At 61.1% G+C, this 21,921-nt stretch carries 18 protein-coding genes and 1 other RNA gene; 10 read left to right on the forward strand and 9 right to left on the reverse strand.

All coding sequences use genetic code 11. The annotated features are described in order from the left end of the window. Positions 1 to 182 precede the first annotated feature (182 nt). From KGB20_RS24895 to KGB20_RS24935, 9 genes are all read left to right on the forward strand, one after another. The gene (locus tag KGB20_RS24895; protein WP_150812398.1) at positions 183 to 1,181 is read left to right on the forward strand and encodes a metallophosphoesterase family protein; all 999 of its coding nucleotides are present in this window, start codon (positions 183 to 185) and stop codon (positions 1,179 to 1,181) included. Positions 1,182 to 1,436: 255 nt separating this feature from the next. Further along, positions 1,437 to 2,852, forward strand: a complete 1,416-nt coding sequence (gene ccoG, locus KGB20_RS24900) for a cytochrome c oxidase accessory protein CcoG (protein ID WP_223533153.1) — start codon at positions 1,437 to 1,439, stop codon at positions 2,850 to 2,852. An 11-nt stretch (positions 2,853 to 2,863) separates the two neighbouring features. Further along, positions 2,864 to 3,403, forward strand: a complete 540-nt coding sequence (locus tag KGB20_RS24905; protein WP_057715675.1) for a FixH family protein — start codon at positions 2,864 to 2,866, stop codon at positions 3,401 to 3,403. Positions 3,404 to 3,525: 122 nt separating this feature from the next. Further along, positions 3,526 to 5,976 carry a heavy metal translocating P-type ATPase gene (locus KGB20_RS24910; protein ID WP_223533155.1) on the forward strand — a complete coding sequence of 817 codons (2,451 nt, stop codon included), beginning with the start codon at positions 3,526 to 3,528 and terminating at the stop codon, positions 5,974 to 5,976. Between the two features lie 22 nt (positions 5,977 to 5,998). Next, positions 5,999 to 6,217 (forward strand): cbb3-type cytochrome oxidase assembly protein CcoS, encoded by a 219-nt coding sequence (gene ccoS, locus KGB20_RS24915; RefSeq protein WP_056721958.1) that lies wholly within the window; start codon positions 5,999 to 6,001, stop codon positions 6,215 to 6,217. Further along, positions 6,210 to 6,893 (forward strand): sulfite exporter TauE/SafE family protein, encoded by a 684-nt coding sequence (locus KGB20_RS24920; protein WP_150812395.1) that lies wholly within the window; start codon positions 6,210 to 6,212, stop codon positions 6,891 to 6,893. The genes ccoS and KGB20_RS24920 overlap by 8 nt, the downstream gene beginning before the upstream one ends. A 195-nt stretch (positions 6,894 to 7,088) precedes the next feature. Continuing rightward, entirely contained in the window at positions 7,089 to 8,471 is a 1,383-nt protein-coding gene (gene hemN / locus KGB20_RS24925; protein ID WP_154860818.1) for an oxygen-independent coproporphyrinogen III oxidase, read from the forward strand. A 90-nt stretch (positions 8,472 to 8,561) separates the two neighbouring features. Further along, positions 8,562 to 9,296 (forward strand): fumarate/nitrate reduction transcriptional regulator Fnr, encoded by a 735-nt coding sequence (gene fnr, locus KGB20_RS24930; protein WP_150812394.1) that lies wholly within the window; start codon positions 8,562 to 8,564, stop codon positions 9,294 to 9,296. 80 nt (positions 9,297 to 9,376) lie between these two features. Next, the gene (locus KGB20_RS24935) at positions 9,377 to 9,925 is read left to right on the forward strand and encodes an adenine phosphoribosyltransferase (RefSeq protein ID WP_027921719.1); all 549 of its coding nucleotides are present in this window, start codon (positions 9,377 to 9,379) and stop codon (positions 9,923 to 9,925) included. Between the two features lie 128 nt (positions 9,926 to 10,053). Here the strand turns inward: KGB20_RS24935 and KGB20_RS24940 are convergent, their stop codons facing one another. The 5 genes from KGB20_RS24940 to dnaX all read right to left on the reverse strand — a co-directional run bounded on the left by KGB20_RS24940 (position 10,054) and on the right by dnaX (position 15,869). Beyond that, complete coding sequence (locus KGB20_RS24940; protein ID WP_223533157.1) at positions 10,054 to 11,202, reverse strand: acyl-CoA dehydrogenase family protein; 1,149 nt, start codon at positions 11,200 to 11,202, stop codon at positions 10,054 to 10,056. Between the two features lie 183 nt (positions 11,203 to 11,385). Continuing rightward, positions 11,386 to 11,988: a recombination mediator RecR gene (recR, locus tag KGB20_RS24945; RefSeq protein ID WP_150812392.1), complete on the reverse strand. Its 603-nt coding sequence runs from the start codon at positions 11,986 to 11,988 to the stop codon at positions 11,386 to 11,388. A gap of 79 nt (positions 11,989 to 12,067) precedes the next feature. Further along, a complete protein-coding gene (locus KGB20_RS24950; protein WP_150812391.1) occupies positions 12,068 to 13,099 on the reverse strand; it encodes an NADP-dependent oxidoreductase in 1,032 nt (343 codons plus the stop codon). A 276-nt stretch (positions 13,100 to 13,375) separates the two neighbouring features. Beyond that, positions 13,376 to 13,714: a YbaB/EbfC family nucleoid-associated protein gene (locus KGB20_RS24955; protein ID WP_007971455.1), complete on the reverse strand. Its 339-nt coding sequence runs from the start codon at positions 13,712 to 13,714 to the stop codon at positions 13,376 to 13,378. Positions 13,715 to 13,781: 67 nt separating this feature from the next. Further along, positions 13,782 to 15,869, reverse strand: coding sequence for a DNA polymerase III subunit gamma/tau (gene dnaX / locus KGB20_RS24960; RefSeq protein ID WP_223533159.1), 2,088 nt, complete (start codon positions 15,867 to 15,869; stop codon positions 13,782 to 13,784). Positions 15,870 to 15,992: 123 nt separating this feature from the next. Between dnaX and KGB20_RS24965 the strand changes: the two genes are divergently transcribed. After that, positions 15,993 to 16,790 carry a substrate-binding periplasmic protein gene (locus KGB20_RS24965; RefSeq protein WP_154946546.1) on the forward strand — a complete coding sequence of 266 codons (798 nt, stop codon included), beginning with the start codon at positions 15,993 to 15,995 and terminating at the stop codon, positions 16,788 to 16,790. Between the two features lie 60 nt (positions 16,791 to 16,850). Here KGB20_RS24965 and ffs read toward each other — a convergent pair. From ffs to zipA, 4 genes are all read right to left on the reverse strand, one after another. Continuing rightward, positions 16,851 to 16,947: signal recognition particle sRNA small type (ffs, locus tag KGB20_RS24970), an RNA gene on the reverse strand. 111 nt (positions 16,948 to 17,058) lie between these two features. Further along, positions 17,059 to 18,225 carry a putative zinc-binding metallopeptidase gene (locus KGB20_RS24975; RefSeq protein ID WP_223533161.1) on the reverse strand — a complete coding sequence of 389 codons (1,167 nt, stop codon included), beginning with the start codon at positions 18,223 to 18,225 and terminating at the stop codon, positions 17,059 to 17,061. A 152-nt stretch (positions 18,226 to 18,377) separates the two neighbouring features. Then, entirely contained in the window at positions 18,378 to 20,735 is a 2,358-nt protein-coding gene (gene ligA / locus KGB20_RS24980; RefSeq protein ID WP_223533162.1) for an NAD-dependent DNA ligase LigA, read from the reverse strand. Positions 20,736 to 20,826: 91 nt separating this feature from the next. Then, positions 20,827 to 21,681, reverse strand: a complete 855-nt coding sequence (zipA, locus tag KGB20_RS24985; protein WP_008050196.1) for a cell division protein ZipA — start codon at positions 21,679 to 21,681, stop codon at positions 20,827 to 20,829. Positions 21,682 to 21,921 lie beyond the last annotated feature (240 nt).

Raw genomic sequence — 21,921 nt, forward strand, 5'->3', positions numbered from 1 at the left:
CACACAAATAAACCAAACAACAAAACCAATAGAGCAAATTTCCAGTCAATCGCGGAAACATGTCTTATCAACTAAACATCAACGCCAGATTGCTTCGGCAAAAACCGTCACATACACTCACCTATTTCGACAACCCCCGAACTGTAAGACAACCAACTTCAACAAAACGGAAATGGACTTCCATGAGCATTTCAAATAGCTGCAAACTACTTTTCTTACTGGTATTGACCGGTGTTCCCGTCATGTACTCGATGGCCAGCCAATCCCAGCCACAACACCTGGTGTTTGCTGCGGAACCTAAGTATCCCTCCAGTGAAAAATCCGATAACAAAGAACACGAATCCGCAGCCGACAAGGAAGCGCGATCAAAATGGCTGATCAACGCCCAGTACAGCAGCATCGCCGACTTCAGGAACCAACTTGGGGGAGCTGCCACCGTCCCGGTGATGATCAACGGCAACCTGACCGCTTCCGGGCATCCCGGAGAACGCGCCTACGTCCATTCGGTACTGCAAGACAAACTCAACAACCTTTACGACTTTGGCCTGGGCAATCACGACTATGACTTCAATGTCGCAGCTTGCCCCGATTGCGCCGCCGGGAGCGTCGAAGACCTGAAGAATCGCTACTGGGGCAAAGTCGCCACCATGGACCTTTCCGCCAGGGCATCTGTTTTCACGAAGACCTGGTACGGCAGCCTGGCGTATTCCAGGGACTACGGCGATGTTCACCTGGTCCAACTGCACAACGAGCCCACGTACTCCGTCAACTTTTCCACTCAGTCGCTTTTCAATACGACCGCCTACGAGATCAGCGCCTCACTGGACTGGCTGGAGCGCGACCTGCAACGTGCTCGTGCCCAGGGCAAAATCATTCTGCTGAACTTGCATCAGCCGTTTAACTGGCCGGTCCAGGAGCGCGAAATCATGAGGTTTTCCCGGATGCTCGAGGACTATCGCGTGACCGCGGTGTTTTCCGCCGATGCAAACAGGCAGAACGGAAGGTACCCGGCCAGCAACTACATCTATGGTGATACGCCACTCTTCATGAGTGGCTCGGCGACCAGGCAAAGCTGGTTGTCGGCCAGTTTTTCCCCCGACAGAAAGCACCTCACCGTCAACGTCATCGCCGGCAATGACTGGCGCAATCCGGTTGCCAGCCATACCGTTCCGGTTAAATAAAACCGCCGCGACGCCATCGGAGGACCTGATGGCGTCGATGCCCGACAACCGGGCAGCTATACTGCGGATGTCAATTGACCTGCATCATGTTTTGTTACATTCGCTACACCATCCGCGGCTTTCTCCCAACGCGACCAAAGGTCGCACCCGCAGGCTAGAGCGACAGGCGTATCATTGCGCCACTGCAACACCCCTTTTTGACCGCGGTCGGCACGTACTGACCGAGGCATTTTTCCACTGCCGTGGGATGCAATGATGAGCAACCAGATTCCGGTACACGACGTCACTCCACCCACCAAGAACGCGAACAACAGCGTCGACCTCTACGCCTCCAGGGAAAAAATCTACACCCGCGCCTTCACCGGCCTGTTTCGCAACCTGCGGATGACCGGCGGAGCCCTGTTGTTCCTGCTGTATTTCGGCACGGTGTGGCTGGACTGGGGCGGTCATCAGGCCGTGTGGTGGAACCTGCCGGAGCGCAAGTTCTTCATTTTCGGCGCCACCTTCTGGCCTCAGGATTTCATTCTGCTGTCCGGCATGTTGATCATTGCCGCCTTCGGCCTGTTCTTCATCACCGTGTACGCCGGACGGGTCTGGTGCGGCTATACCTGCCCGCAAAGTGTCTGGACCTGGATTTTCATGTGGTGCGAAAAAGTCACCGAAGGTGACCGCAACCAACGCATCAAGCTCGACAAGGCGCCGATGAGCGCCAACAAGTTCGTGCGCAAGTTCAGCAAACACAGCCTGTGGCTGTTGATCGGCTTCGTTACCGGCATGACCTTCGTCGGCTACTTCTCGCCGATCCGCGAGCTGGTATTCGAATTTTTCACCGGCCAGGCGGATGGCTGGTCGTACTTCTGGGTCGGTTTCTTCACCCTCGCCACTTACGGCAACGCCGGCTGGTTGCGCGAACAGGTGTGCATCTACATGTGCCCGTACGCACGCTTCCAGAGCGTGATGTTCGACAAGGACACCCTGATCGTTTCCTACGATCCGCGCCGTGGCGAAGGCCGTGGACCGCGTAAAAAAGGTATCGACTACAAGGCCCAGGGCCTGGGTAACTGCATCGACTGCACCATGTGCGTCCAGGTCTGCCCGACGGGCATCGACATCCGCGACGGCCTGCAAATCGAATGCATCGGTTGCGCCGCCTGCATCGATGCCTGCGACGCCATCATGGACAAGATGGACTACCCGCGCGGACTGATCAGCTACACCACCGAGCACAACCTGTCCGGACAGAAAACCCATAAACTGCGCCCGCGCCTGATTGGCTATGCCATTGTGCTGCTGGCGATGATCAGCCTGCTGGTGACGGCATTCTTCATGCGTGCGCTGGTGGGTTTCGATGTCAGCAAGGACCGCGTGCTGTACCGCGAGAACGCCGAAGGCCGGATCGAAAACGTCTACAGCCTGAAAATCATGAACAAGGATCAGCGCGACCATACCTACCTGCTCGAAGCATCCGGCCTGCCGGATCTCAAATTGCAGGGTCGACGCGAGATCAAGGTCGCGGCCGGCGAGATCGTCAGCCAGCCTGCCGAGCTGTCCGTTGCACCGGAAAAACTGCCGTCGAGCACCAACGAGGTGAAATTCATCCTCAAGGACGCCGATGACGACAGCGTCCACATTGAAGCCAAGAGCCGGTTCATCGGCCCACAGAATCGTTGAGAGAACTGAACATGCCCGCAGCAAATGCCGCAAGCCCCTGGTACAAGCACCTCTGGCCGTGGATCATCATCGGGATCCTGGCCTGCTCGGTGGCCCTGACCTTGTCAATGGTGACCATCGCGGTGAACAACCCGGACAACCTGGTCAACGACAACTACTACGAGGCCGGCAAAGGCATCAACCGCTCCCTCGACCGTGAGCTGCTGGCCCAGACCCTGAAAATGCGCGCCAGCGTTCATCTCGACGGCATGACTGGCGAAGTTGACCTGCGCCTGAGCGGCGACAGCCAGCCCAAGACCCTGGAGCTGAACCTGATCTCGCCGACCCAGCCGGAAAAGGATCGCAAGATCACCCTGACCCGCAGCGAAACCGAACAGGGCCGCTACATCGGCCAGTTGAGCGACAAGATCGAAGGCCGGCGTTTTGTCGAGTTGCTTGGCACTCAGGACGAGCACATCTGGCGCATGTTCGAAGAGGAACCGGTCAGCCATGACAAGGATCTGTTGCTGGGTGACGAACCGCTGCAAGGTGCTGAAGACCTGAAGAAGTAAAAAGCCTGCGCTTCGCGCTTCGCGAGCAAGCCCGCTCCCACAGTTGATCCCTGTGGGAGCGGGCTTGCTCGCGAAGAGGCCCTACCTGACGACAGAGTTCCAGCGGCATTAATGAAAACCTCATGACCACCCCACTCCCCTGCTACCACTGCGCCCTGCCCGTCCCGGCCGGCAGCCGCTTCACCGCTGCGGTCCTGGGACAAACCCGCGAATTCTGCTGCCCGGGTTGCCAGGCCGTGGCCGAGGCCATTGTCGCCGGTGGCCTGGAAAGCTATTACCAGCACCGCAGCGAAGCCTCGGCCAACCCTGAAGCGCTGCCGGTGCAACTGGTGGATGAACTGGCGCTGTACGACCGCGCCGATGTGCAGCAGCCCTTTGTCCGCCACGATGGCGAACTGGCCGAAACCACGCTGCTGATGGAAGGCATCAGCTGCGCGGCCTGCGGCTGGCTGATCGAAAAACACCTGCGCACGATGCCGGCGGTAGCCGAAGCGCGCCTGAACCTGTCCAACCATCGCCTGCACGTACGCTGGGCCGATGGGCAGTTGCCGCTGAGCCAGGTCCTCAGCGAATTGCGTCACATCGGGTACGCCGCGCACCCGTATCAGGCCGACCGGGCCAGCGAACAACTGGCCAGCGAAAACCGCCTGGCCCTGCGCCAGCTCGGCGTGGCCGGTCTGCTGTGGTTCCAGGCGATGATGGCAACCATGGCCACCTGGCCTGAATTCAACATCGACCTCAGCCCCGAACTGCACACCATCCTGCGCTGGGTCGCGCTGTTCCTCACCACCCCGATTGTGTTCTACAGCTGCGCGCCGTTCTTCAAAGGCGCCATGCGCGATCTGCGCACCCGCCACCTGACCATGGACGTTTCGGTGTCGCTGGCCATCGGCAGCGCCTACATCGCCGGGATCTGGACGTCCATCACCGGGGTCGGCGAGCTGTATTTCGATGCCGTCGGCATGTTTGCCCTGTTCCTGCTGGCCGGGCGTTATCTGGAACGCCGCGCCCGCGAGCGCACCGCCGCCGCCACCGCGCAGCTTGTGAATCTATTGCCCGCCTCGTGCCTGCGATTGACAGCCGACGGCCAGAGCGAACGCATTCTGCTCAGTGAACTGCGTGTCGGCGATCAGGTGCTGGTTCATCCGGGCGCCATTCTCCCGGCTGACGGCAAGATCCTCGACGGCCAGTCGAGTGTCGACGAGTCGCTGCTGACCGGCGAATACCTGCCGCAACCACGCACCCCCGGCGACGCAGTCACCGCCGGCACAATGAACGTCGAAGGCGCACTGACCGTCGAGGTCCAGGCCCTGGGCCAGGACACTCGCCTCTCGGCCATCGTTCGCCTGCTCGATCGCGCCCAGGCCGAAAAACCGCGCCTGGCGGAAATCGCCGACCGCGCCGCGCAATGGTTCCTGCTGTTGTCGCTGATCGCCGCCGCCGCGATTGGCCTGTTGTGGTGGCAGTTGGATGCCTCGCGAGCCTTCTGGATCGTGCTGGCGATGCTGGTGGCGACCTGCCCGTGCGCCTTGTCGCTGGCGACGCCGACCGCCCTCACCGCCGCCACCGGCACACTGCACAAACTCGGTCTGTTGCTGACCCGCGGCCATGTGCTGGAAGGCCTGAACCAGATCGACACGGTAATTTTCGACAAGACCGGCACCCTCACCGAAGGACGCCTGGCGCTGCGCTCGATCCGCCCCCTCGGCGCGCTCGACAGCGATCAATGCCTGAGCCTTGCCGCCGCCCTGGAAAACCGCTCCGAACATCCGATCGCCCGCGCTTTCGGTCGTGCGCCGACGGCTGCCGAAGAAGTCCACAGCACACCGGGTCTTGGCCTGGAGGGGCTGGTTGATGGGCGGCGTCTGCGTATCGGCCAACCGGGTTTTGTCTGCGAACTCAGCGGCGCCATGGTGCCATCGATGCCCGAAGAACCCGGCCAATGGCTGCTACTGGGCGACAGCGAGAGGCCGCTGGCCTGGCTCGTCCTCGATGATCGCTTGCGTGCCGATGCGCCCGCGCTGCTCGCCGCGTGCAAGGCCCGTGGCTGGCGCACGCTGCTGCTGTCCGGCGACAGCTCGCCGATGGTCGCCAGCGTGGCGGCGGAACTGGGTATCGATGAAGCCCGCGGCGGCTTGCGTCCGGACGATAAACTGCAGGTCCTGCAACAACTGCACAAGGAAGGTCGCAAGGTGTTGATGCTGGGCGACGGGGTCAATGACGTGCCGGTGCTGGCGGCTGCGGATATCAGCGTCGCCATGGGCTCGGCCACCGACCTGGCGAAAACCAGTGCCGACGCCGTGCTGCTGTCCAACCGCCTCGACGCGCTGGTGCAAGCCTTCAGCCTGGCGCGGCGCACCCGTCGGGTCATTATCGAGAACCTTCTGTGGGCCGGGTTGTACAATGGCCTCATGTTGCCCTTCGCCGCCCTCGGCTGGATCACTCCGGTATGGGCGGCGGTGGGCATGTCGATCAGTTCGTTGACCGTGGTGCTGAACGCGCTGCGCCTGACTCGCATGCCGAGCGCGCCCGCCCCCGGCACCACGCCAGAAACCCGCCCGCTGCCGGCCTGAGCCGCGCGGGCATGGAGTCCAGATGCCAGCTCTTTACGTGATGATTCCCGCTGCGTTGCTGATCGTGGCCATCGCCGTCTATATCTTCTTCTGGGCGGTGGACAGCGGTCAGTACGACGACCTTGACGGCCCGGCCCACAGCATCCTGTTCGACGACCAGGACCCGAACCACACCGCCGCCGTCGACGAGGCCAGCGGCCAACCGGCCAAAACGGACGACAAGGCCCCGCCCCATGCTTGAATTGACGCCACTGCTGGTGTCTGCGGTGATCCTCGGCTTGCTCGGCGGCGGCCATTGCCTGGGCATGTGCGGCGGCTTGATGGGTGCGCTGACCCTGGCGATTCCCAAGGAGCAACGCAGCCGCCGCTTTCGTCTGCTGCTGGCCTATAACCTGGGCCGGATTCTGAGCTATGCCTGTGCCGGACTGCTGATCGGCCTGGCCGGATGGGCCGTGGCCAGCAGCCCGGCGGCGATGTTCCTGCGCATCCTCGCCGGCTTGCTGCTGATTGCCATGGGCCTGTACCTGGCCGGCTGGTGGAGCGGCCTGACCCGTATCGAAAGCCTCGGTCGAGGTCTGTGGCGGCATATCCAGCCAGTCGCCAACCGGTTACTGCCGGTGTCGAACGTTCCGCGTGCGCTGTTGTTGGGCGCGCTCTGGGGCTGGCTGCCGTGCGGCCTGGTCTACAGCACCTTGTTATGGTCGGCCAGCCAGGGCAACGCGCTGGACAGCGCATTGTTGATGCTCGCGTTCGGGCTCGGCACCTGGCCGGTGCTGCTGGCGACAGGCCTTGCCGCCGAGCGCATCACCGCACTGTTGCGCAAGCGCAGCGTGCGGATGGCGGGCGGGATGCTGGTGATGCTGTTTGGTATCTGGACACTGCCGGGACCGCATCAGCACTGGATGATGGGTCACTAGATCGGCGGCGCGCGCCCTTCGCGAGCAAGCCCGCTCCCACATCTGAAATGCGTTTCCCTGTGGGAGCGGGCTTGCTCGCGAAGAGGCCGGCACAGAAACCACAATTCTTGACCCTTGATGCAAATCAAGATCCCCCACCCCGCCCTCGCATAAAGTGGCTGACACTGCCAGCCTATCCGGGGGAATGCCCGCATGATGCTCGACGCCATTCGTTGGGACACCGATCTGATCCGCCGTTATGACCTGGCGGGACCACGCTACACCTCATACCCGACCGCCGTGCAATTCAACAGCCAGGTCGGCACCTTCGACCTGTTTCATGCCCTGCGCGACAGCCGCAAGGCCCAACGGCCGTTGTCGCTGTACGTGCATGTGCCGTTCTGCGCGAACATTTGCTATTACTGCGCCTGCAACAAGGTCATCACCAAGGATCGCGGGCGGGCGCAGCCGTACTTGCAGCGCCTGGAACAGGAAATCCAGTTGATCGCCTGCCACCTCGACCCCACGCAGAAAGTCGAGCAACTGCACTTCGGTGGCGGCACGCCGACCTTTCTCAGCCACGACGAACTGCGCCAGTTGATGGCGCATTTGCGCAAACACTTCAATTTGCTGGACGACGACTCCGGCGACTACGGTATCGAGATCGACCCGCGCGAGGCCGACTGGTCGACCATGGGTCTGCTGCGCGAACTGGGTTTCAATCGGGTCAGCATCGGCCTGCAAGACCTCGACCCGGCCGTGCAACGTGCAGTCAATCGCCTGCAAAGCCTGGAAGAAACCCGCGCGGTGATCGATGCCGCCCGCACCTTGCAGTTTCGCTCGATCAATATCGACCTGATCTACGGCCTGCCGAGACAGACACCGGAGAATTTCGCCCGCACCGTGGAAGAGGTCATCCGCCTGCAACCGGACAGACTATCGGTGTTCAACTACGCCCACCTGCCAGAACGCTTCATGCCGCAGCGGCGCATCAACAGCGATGAACTGCCGACACCGGCGCAGAAACTGGAAATGCTGCAGCGCACCATCGAGCAACTGATCGGCGCCGGTTACCGCTACATCGGCATGGACCACTTCGCCCTGCCCGACGATGAACTGGCGATTGCCCAGGAAGAATCGACCCTGCAACGCAATTTCCAGGGCTACACCACCCACGGTCATTGCGATCTGATCGGCCTCGGCGTGTCGGCGATCAGCCAGATCGGCGACCTGTACTGCCAGAACAGCAGCGACCTGAACCAGTACCAGAACGCACTCGCATCCATGCAACTGGCCACCAGCCGCGGCCTGCTGTGCAATGCCGATGACCGGCTGCGGCGTGCGGTCATCCAGCAATTGATCTGCAATTTCAGTCTCGAATACGCTGACATCGAGCAGGCCTTCAACATCGATTTCCAAGGCTACTTCGGCGAACTCTGGCCTCAACTGCAGGACATGGCCAAAGACGGGCTGATCGAACTCGATCGCGACAGGATCACCATCCTGCCCGCAGGGCGACTGTTGGTGCGCTCAGTGTGCATGGTGTTCGACGCGTACCTGGAACAACACAGTCGCCAGCGATTTTCACGGGTAATCTAATTCTGCAAGCTAGCGCCCCAGACTGGCCTCGATATCCTATGGTGAGTTACCCTTACGTCTTATGTGTGAATTCCCACAAGGATTGAAGAAATGTCCGAGCCAGTAAAACTGCGCGCTCATAATCAAGCCCATTGCAAGGATTGCAGCCTGGCCCCTCTTTGCCTGCCACTTTCGCTGAATCTGGAAGACATGGATGCGCTGGACGAAATCGTCAAACGTGGCCGACCGCTGAAAAAAGGCGAATTTCTGTTCCGTCAGGGCGATACCTTCAATTCTGTCTACGCGGTCCGTTCTGGCGCCCTCAAGACCTTCAGCCTGAGCGACACCGGTGAAGAACAGCTCACCGGCTTCCACCTGCCCAGCGAACTGGTCGGTCTGTCGGGCATGGACACTGAAAAGCACCCTGTGTCGGCACAAGCCCTGGAAACCACCTCGGTGTGTGAAATTCCTTTCGAACGTCTCGACGAACTGGCCCTGCAATTGCCGCAGTTGCGCCGTCAGCTGATGCGGGTGATGAGTCGCGAAATCCGTGACGACCAGCAGATGATGCTGCTGTTGTCGAAAAAGACCGCCGACGAACGCATCGCCACCTTCCTGGTCAACCTTTCGGCACGTTTCCGCGCCCGGGGTTTTTCCGCCAATCAGTTCCGCCTGAGCATGTCGCGTAACGAAATCGGCAACTACCTGGGCCTGGCGGTGGAAACCGTGTCCCGCGTCTTTACCCGCTTCCAGCAAAACGAGCTGATTGCGGCAGAAGGCAAGGAAATCCGGATTATCGACCCGATCCAGCTGTGCGCCCTGGCCGGTGGCTCACTGGAAGGCTGAAACAAAACGTTGCGGCTGAGCGAAACGGTTCAGCCGCCGTTATACTGCGTCGTTTGCAGCCCTGCCAGGACACCACGACGATGGTCTTCGACTCCTTCGACATCAAATCCCTCATCCGCCCTGTCATCGACTTCCCGAAACCGGGCGTGATCTTTCGCGATATCACCCCGCTGTTCCAGTCGCCCACGGCCCTGCGCCTGGTGATGGACAGCTTCGCCCACCGTTATGTCGAGGCTGACTTCACCCACATCGGCGCGATGGACGCCCGTGGCTTCCTGATCGGTTCGGTACTGGCCTATCAGTTGAACAAGCCGCTGGTGCTGTTCCGCAAGCAAGGCAAGCTGCCAGCCGACGTGCTGGCCGAGGGCTATGCGACCGAATACGGCGAAGCCTTCCTGGAAGTGCACGCCGACAGCCTGTGCGAGGGGGATTCGGTGGTGATGTTCGATGACCTGATCGCCACCGGCGGCACCCTGATTGCCGCCGCCAACCTGATCCGCCGCATGGGCGCCCGGGTGCATGAAGCGGCGGCGATCATCGATCTGCCGGAGCTGGGTGGCTCGCAGCGCCTGGAAGACATGGGCATTCCTACGTTCTGCCTGACGCAGTTTGCGTTGACTGATAAATAATCTGGCGCCTGTACTGACGCCTTCGCGAGCAAGCCCGCTCCCACAGTGAATTGCATTCTTCCTGACAGTACGCGGTCAAGTGTGGGAGCGGGCTTGCTCGCGAATGGCGTCAGCCGCCACACCGCCGATTACAGCCCCATCTGCTTGCTGATGATCTCGTTCATCACTTCCCGCGTCCCGCCGCCAATCGACAGGATCCGGTTATCGCGGTACAGCCGCTCCACCAGACTCTCGCGCATGTAACCCAGCCCACCGAGTATCTGCACCGCATCGTTCACGATCCGGTCCGCAGTATCCGTCGCAAAATTCTTGGCCATGGAAATCTCCTTGATCACACTCTGCCCCGCTGCCATTTTCGCGGCCTGGCGGTATGTGAACTCCCGGGACACCTCCAGCGCGGTCGCCATCTCGGCGAGGCGATGCTTGATCACCTGAAACTTGCCGATCGGTTTGCCAAAGGCTTCGCGCTCGCGCGCCCATTTCAGGCTCTCTTCCAACGCCAGCTGTGCGGTCATGTTGGCCATCAATGCCAACGCTAGGCGTTCGCTCTGGAAGTTGCCCATGATGCAGGCAAAGCCCATGTTCTCAACGCCGATCAGATTGCCTGCAGGTACGCGGCAATCATCGAAGAACAGTTCAGCGGTGTCTGACGCCCACCAGCCCATTTTCTTCAGCTGCCGTCCTACGGTGAAACCCGGTGTGCCCTTCTCGATCAGTAACAGGCTGATGCCACCGAAACCCGGTTCGCCCGTTCGCACGGCAACCGTGTAGAAATCCGCGCGCACGCCGCTGGTGATAAAGGTCTTGCTGCCACTGACCCGGTAGAAATCGCCGTCGCGCACCGCTCGGGTTTGCAGGTTGGCGACGTCGGAGCCACCGCCAGGCTCGGTGATGGCCAGGGCGCTGATCTTCTCTCCCGACAGCACCTGGGGCAGCACTCGATCCCGCACTTCGGGTCGGGCCCACTTGAGGATGGGCGGCAAGCCGATATCCAGCGACCCCAGGCCGGCGACCAACCCGCCTGAGCCGCAGCGCATCAACTCTTCACTGGCGGCAACCTTGGCGAACAGATCCCCTTCGTGGCTGCCTCCGTAGGCCTCCGGGTACCCGATGCCGAGAATCCCCGCCGCGCCGGCCTTGAGGTAGAGCTCGCGAGGAAAGCTTTCGGCTTCTTCCCACTGCGAGATGTCGGGAAGAATCTCGCGCTCGACGAAACGTCTGACGCTGTCACGGACCAATTGGTGGCTGGGGTCGAAGTATTCCTGAAAGGCAGACATCGGCGAGCTCCACTGAAGGGGTCAGTGAAGTTAACCGAGCGCTTGCTTGGTTTTCAACAGGATTGTGTGAATCAGCGACACCGAGGTGCGCCCTTCGCGAGCAAGCCCGCTCCCACAGGGGATTGCATTCCAAATGTGGGAGCGGGCTTGCTCGCGAAGGCGTCAGCAAAGACACCGCACAACTCAGAGCGAAATCGGCTTACGCCCGGCAAACGAATGCGCCAGCGTCCCGCCATCCACCAGCTCCAGCTCGCCACCCAGCGGTACGCCATGGGCGATGCGCGAGGCGATCAGGCCTTTGCTGCTGAGCAATTGGGCGATGTAGTGCGCCGTGGCTTCACCTTCCACGGTCGGGTTGGTGGCCAGAATGACTTCGGTGAAGGTGCCGGCCTCTTCGATCCGTGCCATCAACTGCGGAATGCCGATGGCATCCGGCCCCAAGCCGTCGAGCGGCGACAGATGGCCCTTGAGCACGAAATAGCGCCCGCGGAAACCGGTCTGCTCCACCGCATAGACGTCCATCGGCCCTTCCACCACGCAGAGCAAGGTGTCGTCGCGACGGGTATCGGCGCATTGCGGGCACAGATCATCTTCCGTCAGCGTACGGCACAAGCGGCAGTGACCGACCCCTTCCATGGCCTGGCTCAGGGCCAGCGCCAGGCGTGAGCCGCCGCTGCGGTCACGCTCGAGCAACTGCAACGCCATGCGCTGGGCGGTTTTCTGACCCACGCCTGGCAGAATTCGCAGGGCGTCGATCAGTTGGCGAATCAAAGGGCTGAAGCTCATGGTGGAAAAGTCCGACAAAACAACGAGACGCGGTTTATACCCGCGCCTCGGTTGAGCGTCAAATTGCAGCGTCAATTACTCAGTCCCGGGAAACCCGAACCACCAACTTGCCGAAGTTGCGCCCTTCCAGCAGGCCGATGAACGCATCAGGCGCCTGTTCCAGGCCATCGACCACGTCTTCGCGGAACTTCACCTTGCCATCGCGAACCCAGGGCGCCATGGCACTGAGGAATTCCGGCTGGCGATCACCATAATCATCGAACACGATGAAGCCCTGGATGCGCACTCGCTTGGTCAACAGGGTGCGCTGCAACAGTGGCAGGCGATCCGGGCCGCTCGGCGCCTCATGGGCGTTATAGGACGCGATCAAGCCACACAGCGGAATCCGTGCCTTGGGATTGAGCAATGGCACCACGGCGTCGAATACCTTGCCGCCGACGTTTTCATAATAGATGTCGATGCCCTTGGGACAGGCTTGCGCCAGTTCGTCGGCAAAGTCCGGGCTCTTGTGGTCGATGCAGGCGTCGAAGCCCAACTCGTCGACCACATAACGGCACTTTTCCGCACCGCCCGCCACACCGACCACGCGCAGCCCCTTGATCTTCGCCACTTGGCCGACCACCGAGCCCACCGCCCCGGACGCCGCTGCAACCACCAGGGTTTCGCCGGCCTTCGGCTGGCCGATGTCCATCAGGCCCATGTACGCAGTCATGCCCGGCATACCCAGTACCCCGAGAGCCATCGAAGGGCTTGGCAGCGCGGGAATCGGAATGATGCTGCGACCGTCATTGATGCTGTGGCTTTGCCAACCGGTGGCACCGACCACCAGATCACCTTCCTGAAACTTCGGATTGAGCGACCGCTCGACCCGGCTGACAGCGCCCCCGGTCATGACTTCGCCGATTTCCACCGGTGCGGCGTAGGAAGGTGCGTCACTCATGCGTCCGCGCATGTAGGGATCCAGCGACAGGAAAACGGTCTTGAGCAGCACCTGACCGTCGGCCAGGTCCGGTAGCGCCACCCGCTCCATACGGAAGTTTTCCGGCGTTGGCGCGCCCACCGGGCGAGAAGCCAGGACAATGCGTTGATTGAGGGTCAGGGGGTCGGACATGGCAGCGTCTCCTGTGATCGATGAGGTTCTGTGATGTAAGGAGCAGACCTTTGTGGTGGTATGGCGTTCGATGTTTATTCAGCAAGACCGAGGCGACTTCTTCGCGAGCAAGTCGGATCGCCGCACCGCCGCTCCCACATTTGGAATGCAATCCCCTGTGGGAGCGAGCTTGCTCGCGATGACGGCATTCCAGACACTACATCTCCAATGCCGAAAACAAAAATGCCAGGCGCAATGCCTGGCATTTTTGTAGCTCATCTGCCGCCTGAAGGCGAATCAGAATGGCAGTTTCATGCCCGGCGGCAGTTGCATGCCGGCAGTCATGCTGCCCATTTTGTCCTGGCTGTTGGCTTCGATCTTGCGCACGGCATCATTGACCGCGGATGCGATGACCGCTTCCAGCATTTCCTTGTCGTCTTCGCTCATGCCTTCGACCAGGCTTGGGTCGATGGTCACGCTCTTGACGTCATGACGACCGGTCATCACCACGGTGACCATATCGCCACCGGCCTTACCGGTGACTTCGGCGTTGGCCAGTTCTTCCTGCATCTTGGCCATTTTTTCCTGCATCTGCTGCGCCTGCTTCATCAGGCCGGCCATGCCACCTTTCATCATGGTAATCACCTCAAAAGTACTTGGATCAAAACAGCGCCCGGCCCATGCGGCCGAGCACCTTCAGTTATTAGCCCTGAGTGACCAGGGCATCGACAGGTTCAATAGTATCGTTACGGACCACCGCACCGAACTGCTGCATCATTTGCTGGATGAACGGATCACCGTGGATCGAATCCTCCGCCTCGCGCTGACGGTTGGCGCGGCGGCGCGAAGCTGCCTGGGCCGGGGTTTCCTGCTCGGGCTTGATCAGCTCGATGCTCAGGGTCAGCGTGCGCTCGTGATACTGGTTCAGCGCATCATTGAGGCGACGCTGCTGGGTGGCGTTGAACAAGGCACTGTGGGCCGGGTCCAGGTGCATCAGCCAATTATCGCCATCCACCGCGATCAGCGTGCAGTTGGCGGCGATACTGCCGGTCATGCCGGAAATCGGCAATTTCGGGAACAGCTCCAGCCATTGCAGGGCCAGACCGGTGGCCGGCATTGCCGCGGGCTCAGGCTCGGGCTCCGGAGCCGGGTCGGCGGCATGCTCGCTGGCCAGTTCGTCGAGGTAACTGTAGGCCGAATCCATGTCCGGTTCGATGTAATCCTCGTCCAGCGGCGGCTCGTCATCCAGGTCCATGCCCGGCGTCGCGGCATCGACGTCGGCCACAGAAGGTTCCGGGATCGGCGCGGCAGCCCACTCCGGGGCGTCCGGCACCGCGCTGTCCGGCGTCGGCAACGGCATCGGCGGTAATTCAGGTTGTTCGCTGGCGGTTTCCAGTACGGGCTCCACCACCGATTGCTGAACGGGCGCGGGCTCGACCGGGTCATTCCACGGCAGGTCGACAACCTCTTCGACCACGACCGCTTCAACCACAGGCACAGGCGCAGGTTCTGGCACAACGACCGGCGCAACCGGTTCCGGTGCAGGCGCTGGAGCTGGAGCTGCCACTGGCGCAGCCGCTATCGGCGCAACGGCCGCAGCGACTACCGGCGCAACAACCGGCGCGGCAGCCACTGAGTTTGCGGAATCAACTGTGGCCTGGCTGATCCCCACTGGCTTTAGCGGTTGCCTCGGGGCATCCGCGGTGTCTGCGGGCCGGAACGCCAGCATCCGCAGCAACACCATTTCAAAACCGCCCCGGGGATCCGGCGCCAGCGGCAGGTCGCGGCGCCCGATCAGGCCCATCTGGTAGTAGAACTGCACGTCTTCGGCCGGCAACGCCTGGGCCAGTGCCAACACGCGATCACGGTCGCCGTGACCGTTGTCGACACCTTCCGGCAAGGCCTGGGCGATGGCAACGCGGTGCAGCACATTGAGAATTTCCGAAAGCACGCCGTTCCAGTCCGGGCCTTGCTCGGCCAGGTGGCGGACGGCTTCGAGCAACGCCTTGGCATCGCCTTCGATCAGGGCATGCAGGACGTCGTAGACCTGCCCGTGATCGAGGGTCCCGAGCATCGCCCGCACGTCGGCGGCCATGATCTTGCCTTCACCGAAGGCAATCGCCTGGTCGGTCAGGCTCATGGCATCACGCATCGACCCGTCGGCGGCACGGCCCAGCAGCCACAGCGCATCGTCTTCGAACGGCACGTTCTCGACACCCAGGACGTGGGTCAGGTGCTCGACAACGCGTTCCGGCGTCATGTTCTTCAGGGAGAACTGCAAGCACCGCGACAGAATCGTTGCAGGAAGTTTCTGCGGGTCAGTGGTCGCCAGGATGAACTTGACGTACGGTGGCGGCTCTTCGAGGGTTTTGAGCAGTGCGTTGAAGGAATGGCTGGAGAGCATGTGCACTTCGTCGATCAGGTAGACCTTGAAGCGCCCGCGGCTCGGGGCGTACTGCACGTTGTCGAGCAATTCGCGGGTATCTTCGACCTTGGTGCGGCTCGCGGCGTCGATCTCGATCAGGTCGACAAAGCGGCCTTCGTCGATTTCGCGACACACCGAACACTCGCCACAGGGGGTCGAAGTGATACCTGTCTCGCAGTTAAGGCATTTGGCAATAATTCGCGCGATGGTGGTCTTGCCGACCCCACGGGTACCGGTAAAGAGGTAGGCGTGGTGCAGCCGCTGGCTGTCCAAGGCATTGATCAGAGCCTTGAGCACATGGGTCTGGCCGACCATTTCGCGGAACGAGCGCGGACGCCATTTACGTGCAAGAACCTGATAACTCATCGAAAACCGTCGCAGCGAAGGAAGCAGAAGCGGCTAATGCTAGCGGAGCAAGGGACAAATTGCATCCGGTGCGCTCGTGTATTGTGGCTAAGCTGCACATCGGAGGCTTTTAACGGAGTGTTTATGCGGCTGGCCTTGGGGGCATTGCTGTTGATCAGCCTGGACGGCGTGGCTGCGCAAGCACCGCTGCGCTTCGTGATATCCGACAGCTGGACCATGCCCATGGTGCAGCTTGAACGGGGCAAACCGACCCAGGGCATCCTGTATGACGTGATGCTCAGCCTCGCGACCCAGGTCGGCGTGCCGGCCGAATTCCATGTATTGCCCCGCGGGCGGGTGGAAAACGCCATGGAGCAAGGCGAGGTCGATGTCCGCTGTTATGCCGCGCAATCGTGGCTGCCCGATCGGCCTGACGATTATCTCTGGAGCATCCCGCTCTTCATTCAACCTGACGTGTTGATCACCCGGCATGCGCCGCCCGGCGCAGTCAACCCTGCCGACTTGCCGCAACAGCCCATTGGCACCGTGCTCGGTTACAGCTACCCGACCCTGCAACCGCTGTTCGACACCGGCCAACTGCAGCGCGACGACGCACGCAATCAGGAACAAGTGCTGGAAAAGCTCCTGGCCGGCCGCAATCGCTATGCCGTCAGCAATCAATGGAGCCTGGACTGGTTCAATCACCGCCTGCTGCCGGAGCAGCAACTGCAAGGCGTGGCAGTGCTGCAGGAAAACCAAATCGGTTGCTACGTTCGCAACGACCCGAAGATCCCGGTGCAGAGCATCCTGCGCACCTTGGCGCGAATGAAGATGTCCGGGGAGATCGATGAGGTTGTTCGGCTGTATATCGGTGGCGAGCCTGCGGCTGTGGATAAACCGCAAACGGCAAAAAACCGCCCTGGACAAGATCCTGGCAGCTAGCGAAAGTCTTAATTCAGAAAGATAACGCGAGAGAACACTCGCGTGGCGTTAAGGTGGTAACCCTACCAGCCACACCCCGGCACACAATGTCACCGCTGCGGCTGCTCCCTTCCAGGCCTGACCGGGTTCACGGCTGATCGTTGCGGGGGGACCGATAGGGTCACCATAACGACGCTCACCTGTCGGCGAGCCGCGCCATTGTACCTATCTGAGGCGAAGTTACAACCGTTGGTTTCGGATTAAAAACATGAGGGGCTTCAAGCACTTGCTATTGCGCCTCAAGCACCTCGTCCGCCCTGCCGCCCTCCTGCTGAATCACCAAGTGAATAAAGTGCAGCTTGGCAATGACGGATGGCGGCAGGACGAACGGATAGAAATCCGGCTGCCCCATGCTGCGTGACAATTCGTTGAGCATGCCCGCCAGTTCGATCCAGGCATTGACGAACGACAGGAACGCCGCGCCGCCGGGATGCTGCGGATCGTAAAGGGTTTGAGGCGGAAACGGCTGATAGTCGAAGTCCATTTCCCGGGCACTCATGCCAAACCCCAGCGCGGTGTCCACCGCATCCATCATGTGCAGGTAATGCGCCCAGGTTTCCGCCCAGTCTTCCCACGGATGCATGGTCGCATAGGCGCTGACGCAGTGCTGCTGCCAGTCGAGCGGTGCGCCCTGCTGATAATGCCGCTCGAGGGCTTCGGCATAGCTGGCGCGCTCATCGCCGAACAATCCGCGAAAAGGCTCAAGCCACTGGCCATTGGCGATCAATCGATCCCAGTAGTAGTGCCCGACTTCGTGACGAAAATGCCCGAGCAGCGTGCGATAGGGTTCGTGCATTTGCACTCGCACCTGCTCGCGGTGCGCATCGTCGGCTTCCTTGATGTCGAGGGTGATCAGGCCATTGGCGTGCCCGGTAGTGGGCGGTTTGCCTTCGAGGTCCACGCCGATGAAATCGAAGGCAAGGCCCGTGTCTTCATCGACGGTTTTGGGAATCACCTGTAACCCCAGGCTGAGCAGTTGCGCGACCAGACGCCGCTTGGCGGTTTCCACCTTGCGCCAGCGCTCGTGGTTGTCGGCTATCGATAGGTCAGGAATGGTGCGATTCAAGCTACAAGCCATGCACAAGGTTTCGTGATGATTGGCTGGGAGCAGCCAATTACACGCCGCAGGTGAATCGAGATTGGCGCAGCGGCGGAACGCACCAGCCTCAGGATCGGCGTCGAGCAACCAGGTGTCGGGGTGTTCAGCCGGTTGCAGCGAAGATAAACGGCTTTGCTCCGGCTGATAACCCAACGCCGCCGAACAGGCCAGGCACTGACTGTTGCGAAAAAACAGCGACTGCCCGCAACGACACGGCCAGACCTTGCTGTTGCGCGAACTTTCGCCCATGAACGGCGCGGCGATGCGCGAGCTGAGCTGTTCGAAGAAACGGTACATGGCGATCTCTCCCTGGGCTTGCCAAGACTAGATCATTCCCGAGAGGTGATCGTTCCCGCTTTCTGCGGGGCTGCTGAAATCGCCTTCGCGAGCAAGCCCGCTCCCACAGAGGAATGCGGTCTAATGTGGGAGCGGGCTTGCTCGCGAAGGCTTCACACCGAAATATCGTGCTTGCGCAGAAACTCGACAAACGCCTCTTCATCCAGCACCTTCAACCCCAGCTCATTGGCCTTGGTCAACTTCGAACCGGCACCCGGTCCAGCCACCACACAATGAGTCTTGGCCGATACGGAGCCCGCTACCTTGGCACCGAGGCTTTCGAGTTTGTCCTTGGCCACATCGCGACTCATCAGCTCCAGCGAGCCGGTCAGCACCCAGGTCTGCCCGGCCAGCGGCAAGCCTTCGACGACCTTCTTCTCGCTCTGCCAATGCATGCCGAAATCGGCCAGTTGTTTTTCGGCCGCTTCGGCCAATTGGCGATTGGCCTCGACCGCAAAGAACTCACGCACGGAATTGGCCTGTTTCTCCGGCAGCGCCTGGCGCATGTCCAGCCAGTCCGCGCCGATCACCGCCTGCAGCGAGCCGAATTTGTCCGCCAGTTTCTGCGCGCCCCCTGGACCGACCAATGGAATATGCAGCTTGTCGAGGAAACCACCCAGCGTGGTGCTCGCCGAAAACTCGGCGCCCAATTCGCCCTGATCCTGAATCTGCAAACCATGCTTGAGCAAATCAGCGATCACCTGCCGGTTATGCGCATCCTCGAAGAAGCTGTGGATCTCATGCGCGACTTCCAGGCCAACATCCGGCAAGTACGTCAGCACCTGCGGCAAGGCCTGCTGCACCCGCTCCAGCGAACCCAGGGAGCGGGCCAGGACCTTGGCTGTCTCCTCGCCGACATCGGGAATACCGAGGGCGTAGATGAACCGTGCCAGGCCCGGCTTCTTGCTGTCTTCGATGGCGCCGAGCAGGTTCTTGCTCGACAGCTCGGCAAAGCCTTCCAGATCGACGATCTGCTCGAACGTCAGGGCGTACAGATCGGCCGGCGAACTCACCAGGCCTTCGTCCACCAACTGCTCGACGCTCTTCTCGCCCAGACCCTCGATGTCCATGGCGCGACGGGAAACGAAGTGAATGATGGCCTGTTTGAGCTGCGCGCCACAGGCCAGCCGGCCGACGCAGCGATACACCGCGCCTTCACTGACCGTTTCGCGACCCTTGCTGCGTTTGATCAGTTGCGTGCGCTCGACATGGGAACCGCACACCGGACATTGCTCGGGAATCTGTACTGGCCGGGCGTTTTCCGGACGACGCTCCATGACCACTTGCACCACTTGCGGAATCACGTCACCGGCACGGCGGATGATTACCGTGTCGCCGATCATCAGGCCCAGGCGCGCGACTTCGTCCATGTTGTGCAACGTGGCGTTGGCCACCGTGACGCCCGCGACCTTGACCGGCTTCAGACGCGCCACCGGCGTCACCGCCCCGGTGCGGCCGACCTGGAATTCCACATCGAGCAGCTCGGTGAGTTCTTCCATCGCCGGGAATTTGTGGGCGATGGCCCAGCGCGGTTCGCGGGCGCGGAAACCCAGTTCGCGCTGGGAGGCAATGCTGTTGACCTTGAACACCACGCCGTCGATTTCATACGGCAGCGCGCTGCGACGCTCACCGATGTCACGGTAGTAATCCAGGCACTCGGCGATGCCGTGCGCCAGTTTCAACTCATGACTGATCGGCATGCCCCAGGCCTGGAGTTGCTGCAAATTACCGATGTGCGTATCGGCGATGTCCGCCGACACCTGGCCGATGCCGTAGCAGCAGAACTCCAGCGGGCGATTGGCGGTGATCTTCGAGTCCAGCTGGCGCAAACTGCCCGCCGCCGCGTTGCGCGGGTTGGCGAAGGTCTTGCCGCCGACTTCCAGCTGCGTGGCGTTGAGCCGCTCGAAACCGGCCTTGGACATGAACACTTCGCCGCGCACCTCCAAGGTCGCCGGCCAGCCGGTGCCGTGCAGCTTGAGCGGAATGTTGCGTACGGTGCGCACGTTGACGCTGATGTCTTCGCCGGTGGTGCCATCGCCGCGGGTCGCGCCGCGCACCAGCACGCCATCCTGATACAGCAGGCTGACGGCCAGGCCATCGAGCTTGGGCTCACAGCTATATTCAACGGTTGCGCCGCCACCGAACAGGTCGCCCGCAGGCAGGTCCAGGCCTTCGGTCACCCGGCGGTCGAACTCACGCATGTCGGTTTCTTCGAAGGCGTTACCGAGACTGAGCATCGGCACTTCGTGACGCACCTGGGTAAACGCCGACAGCGCCGCGCTGCCTACTCGCTGGGTTGGCGAGTCACTGGTGATCAGTTCGGGATTGGCCGCTTCCAGGGCCTTGAGCTCGCTGAACAAGCGGTCGTATTCGGCGTCCGGAATGCTCGGTTCGTCGAGCACGTGGTAACGATAGTTGTGCTGATCCAGCTCAGCGCGCAGCTCTAAAATACGGTTCTTGGCGGCGGTCATGGGTGTTCTCTCATAAAGCAAAAGAGCAGCCGAGGCTGCTCAATCTGTTTTGCCGATCATCCCGCGCACCGCGCGGGAATAACCATTTCAATCAACGTTTCTGGGTCAGGGCGCGGCGTTCGAACTCGACAATGCGCTGACGGTAGTGCTCGATCGTCTGGGCGGTCAGCACGCTGCGCTGGTCGTCCTTGAGCTCACCGTTGAGCTCCTGGGACAGTTTACGCGCCGCTGCCACCATCACGTCGAAGGCTTGCTTCGGATGGCGAGGACCTGGCAGACCCAGGAAGAAACTCACCGCCGGAGTGCTGAAGTGGTCGATGTCGTCCAGGTCGAATACGCCAGGCTTGACGGCGTTGGCCATGGAGAACAGCACTTCACCGTTGCCGGCCATGCTTTCGTGGCGATGGAAAATATCCATCTCGCCGAAACGCAAACCGCTCTCCAGAATGTTCTGCAACAGCGCCGGGCCCTTGAAGCCGGCAGCGTCGCGGCAGATCACGCTGATCACCAGCACTTCTTCAGCTTGCGGCTGATCCTTGTCGTTGACCGCTGGCGCGGACTTGGTGTCGTCCGGGAAATCGTCGTCGCGGCTGCTGAAGCTCGGGCCGCCGTCCAGATCCAGGCTGAGGTTCATGTCGCCCTGGGAAGGCTCGCTGTGGCCACGCTTGCCGCGTTTGGAGCCCGACTCGCGAGGCTCCCGGGCCGGCATGCTCACCGATGGCAGATCCTGCTCGTCCAGTTGCGGCTCTTTATGTGCGTCCAGCACGCGCGGCGGGCCCAGCAGCTCGGCACTGCTGTCCTCGTCCGGCAGGTTGGACAGACTTCGATCAAGACGGAACTTCAGTTTTCCCTTGCCGCCGCGCATACGGCGCCAGCCATCGAAAAGAATACCGGCAATGACAATAATGCCGATGACGATCAGCCACTCGCGCAGACCGATTTCCATGTAATCCCGTGCCTCTATAAAAAATGCTGAAAAATAAGGGGTTTACAACCTGCAAACCGCTTTAAAACGTGGCGCCAACTCTATGTTCTGACAGGCGTTTTGCCCACGTATACGAAAAATTGACATTAAACTAGCACGACCAAAGGCAACTTTACACCGTCTACCACGTTGGCTAGCGCGAATATGTCGATTGGCCAGCAAGTCGAAGCCAGGAAAAGAGTCCTACAAGCCGCAAACACT

It is taken from the genome of Pseudomonas sp. BF-R-30 (genome assembly GCF_019956175.1).
In the GTDB taxonomy this organism is placed as follows: Bacteria; Pseudomonadota; Gammaproteobacteria; order Pseudomonadales; family Pseudomonadaceae; genus Aquipseudomonas; species Aquipseudomonas jessenii.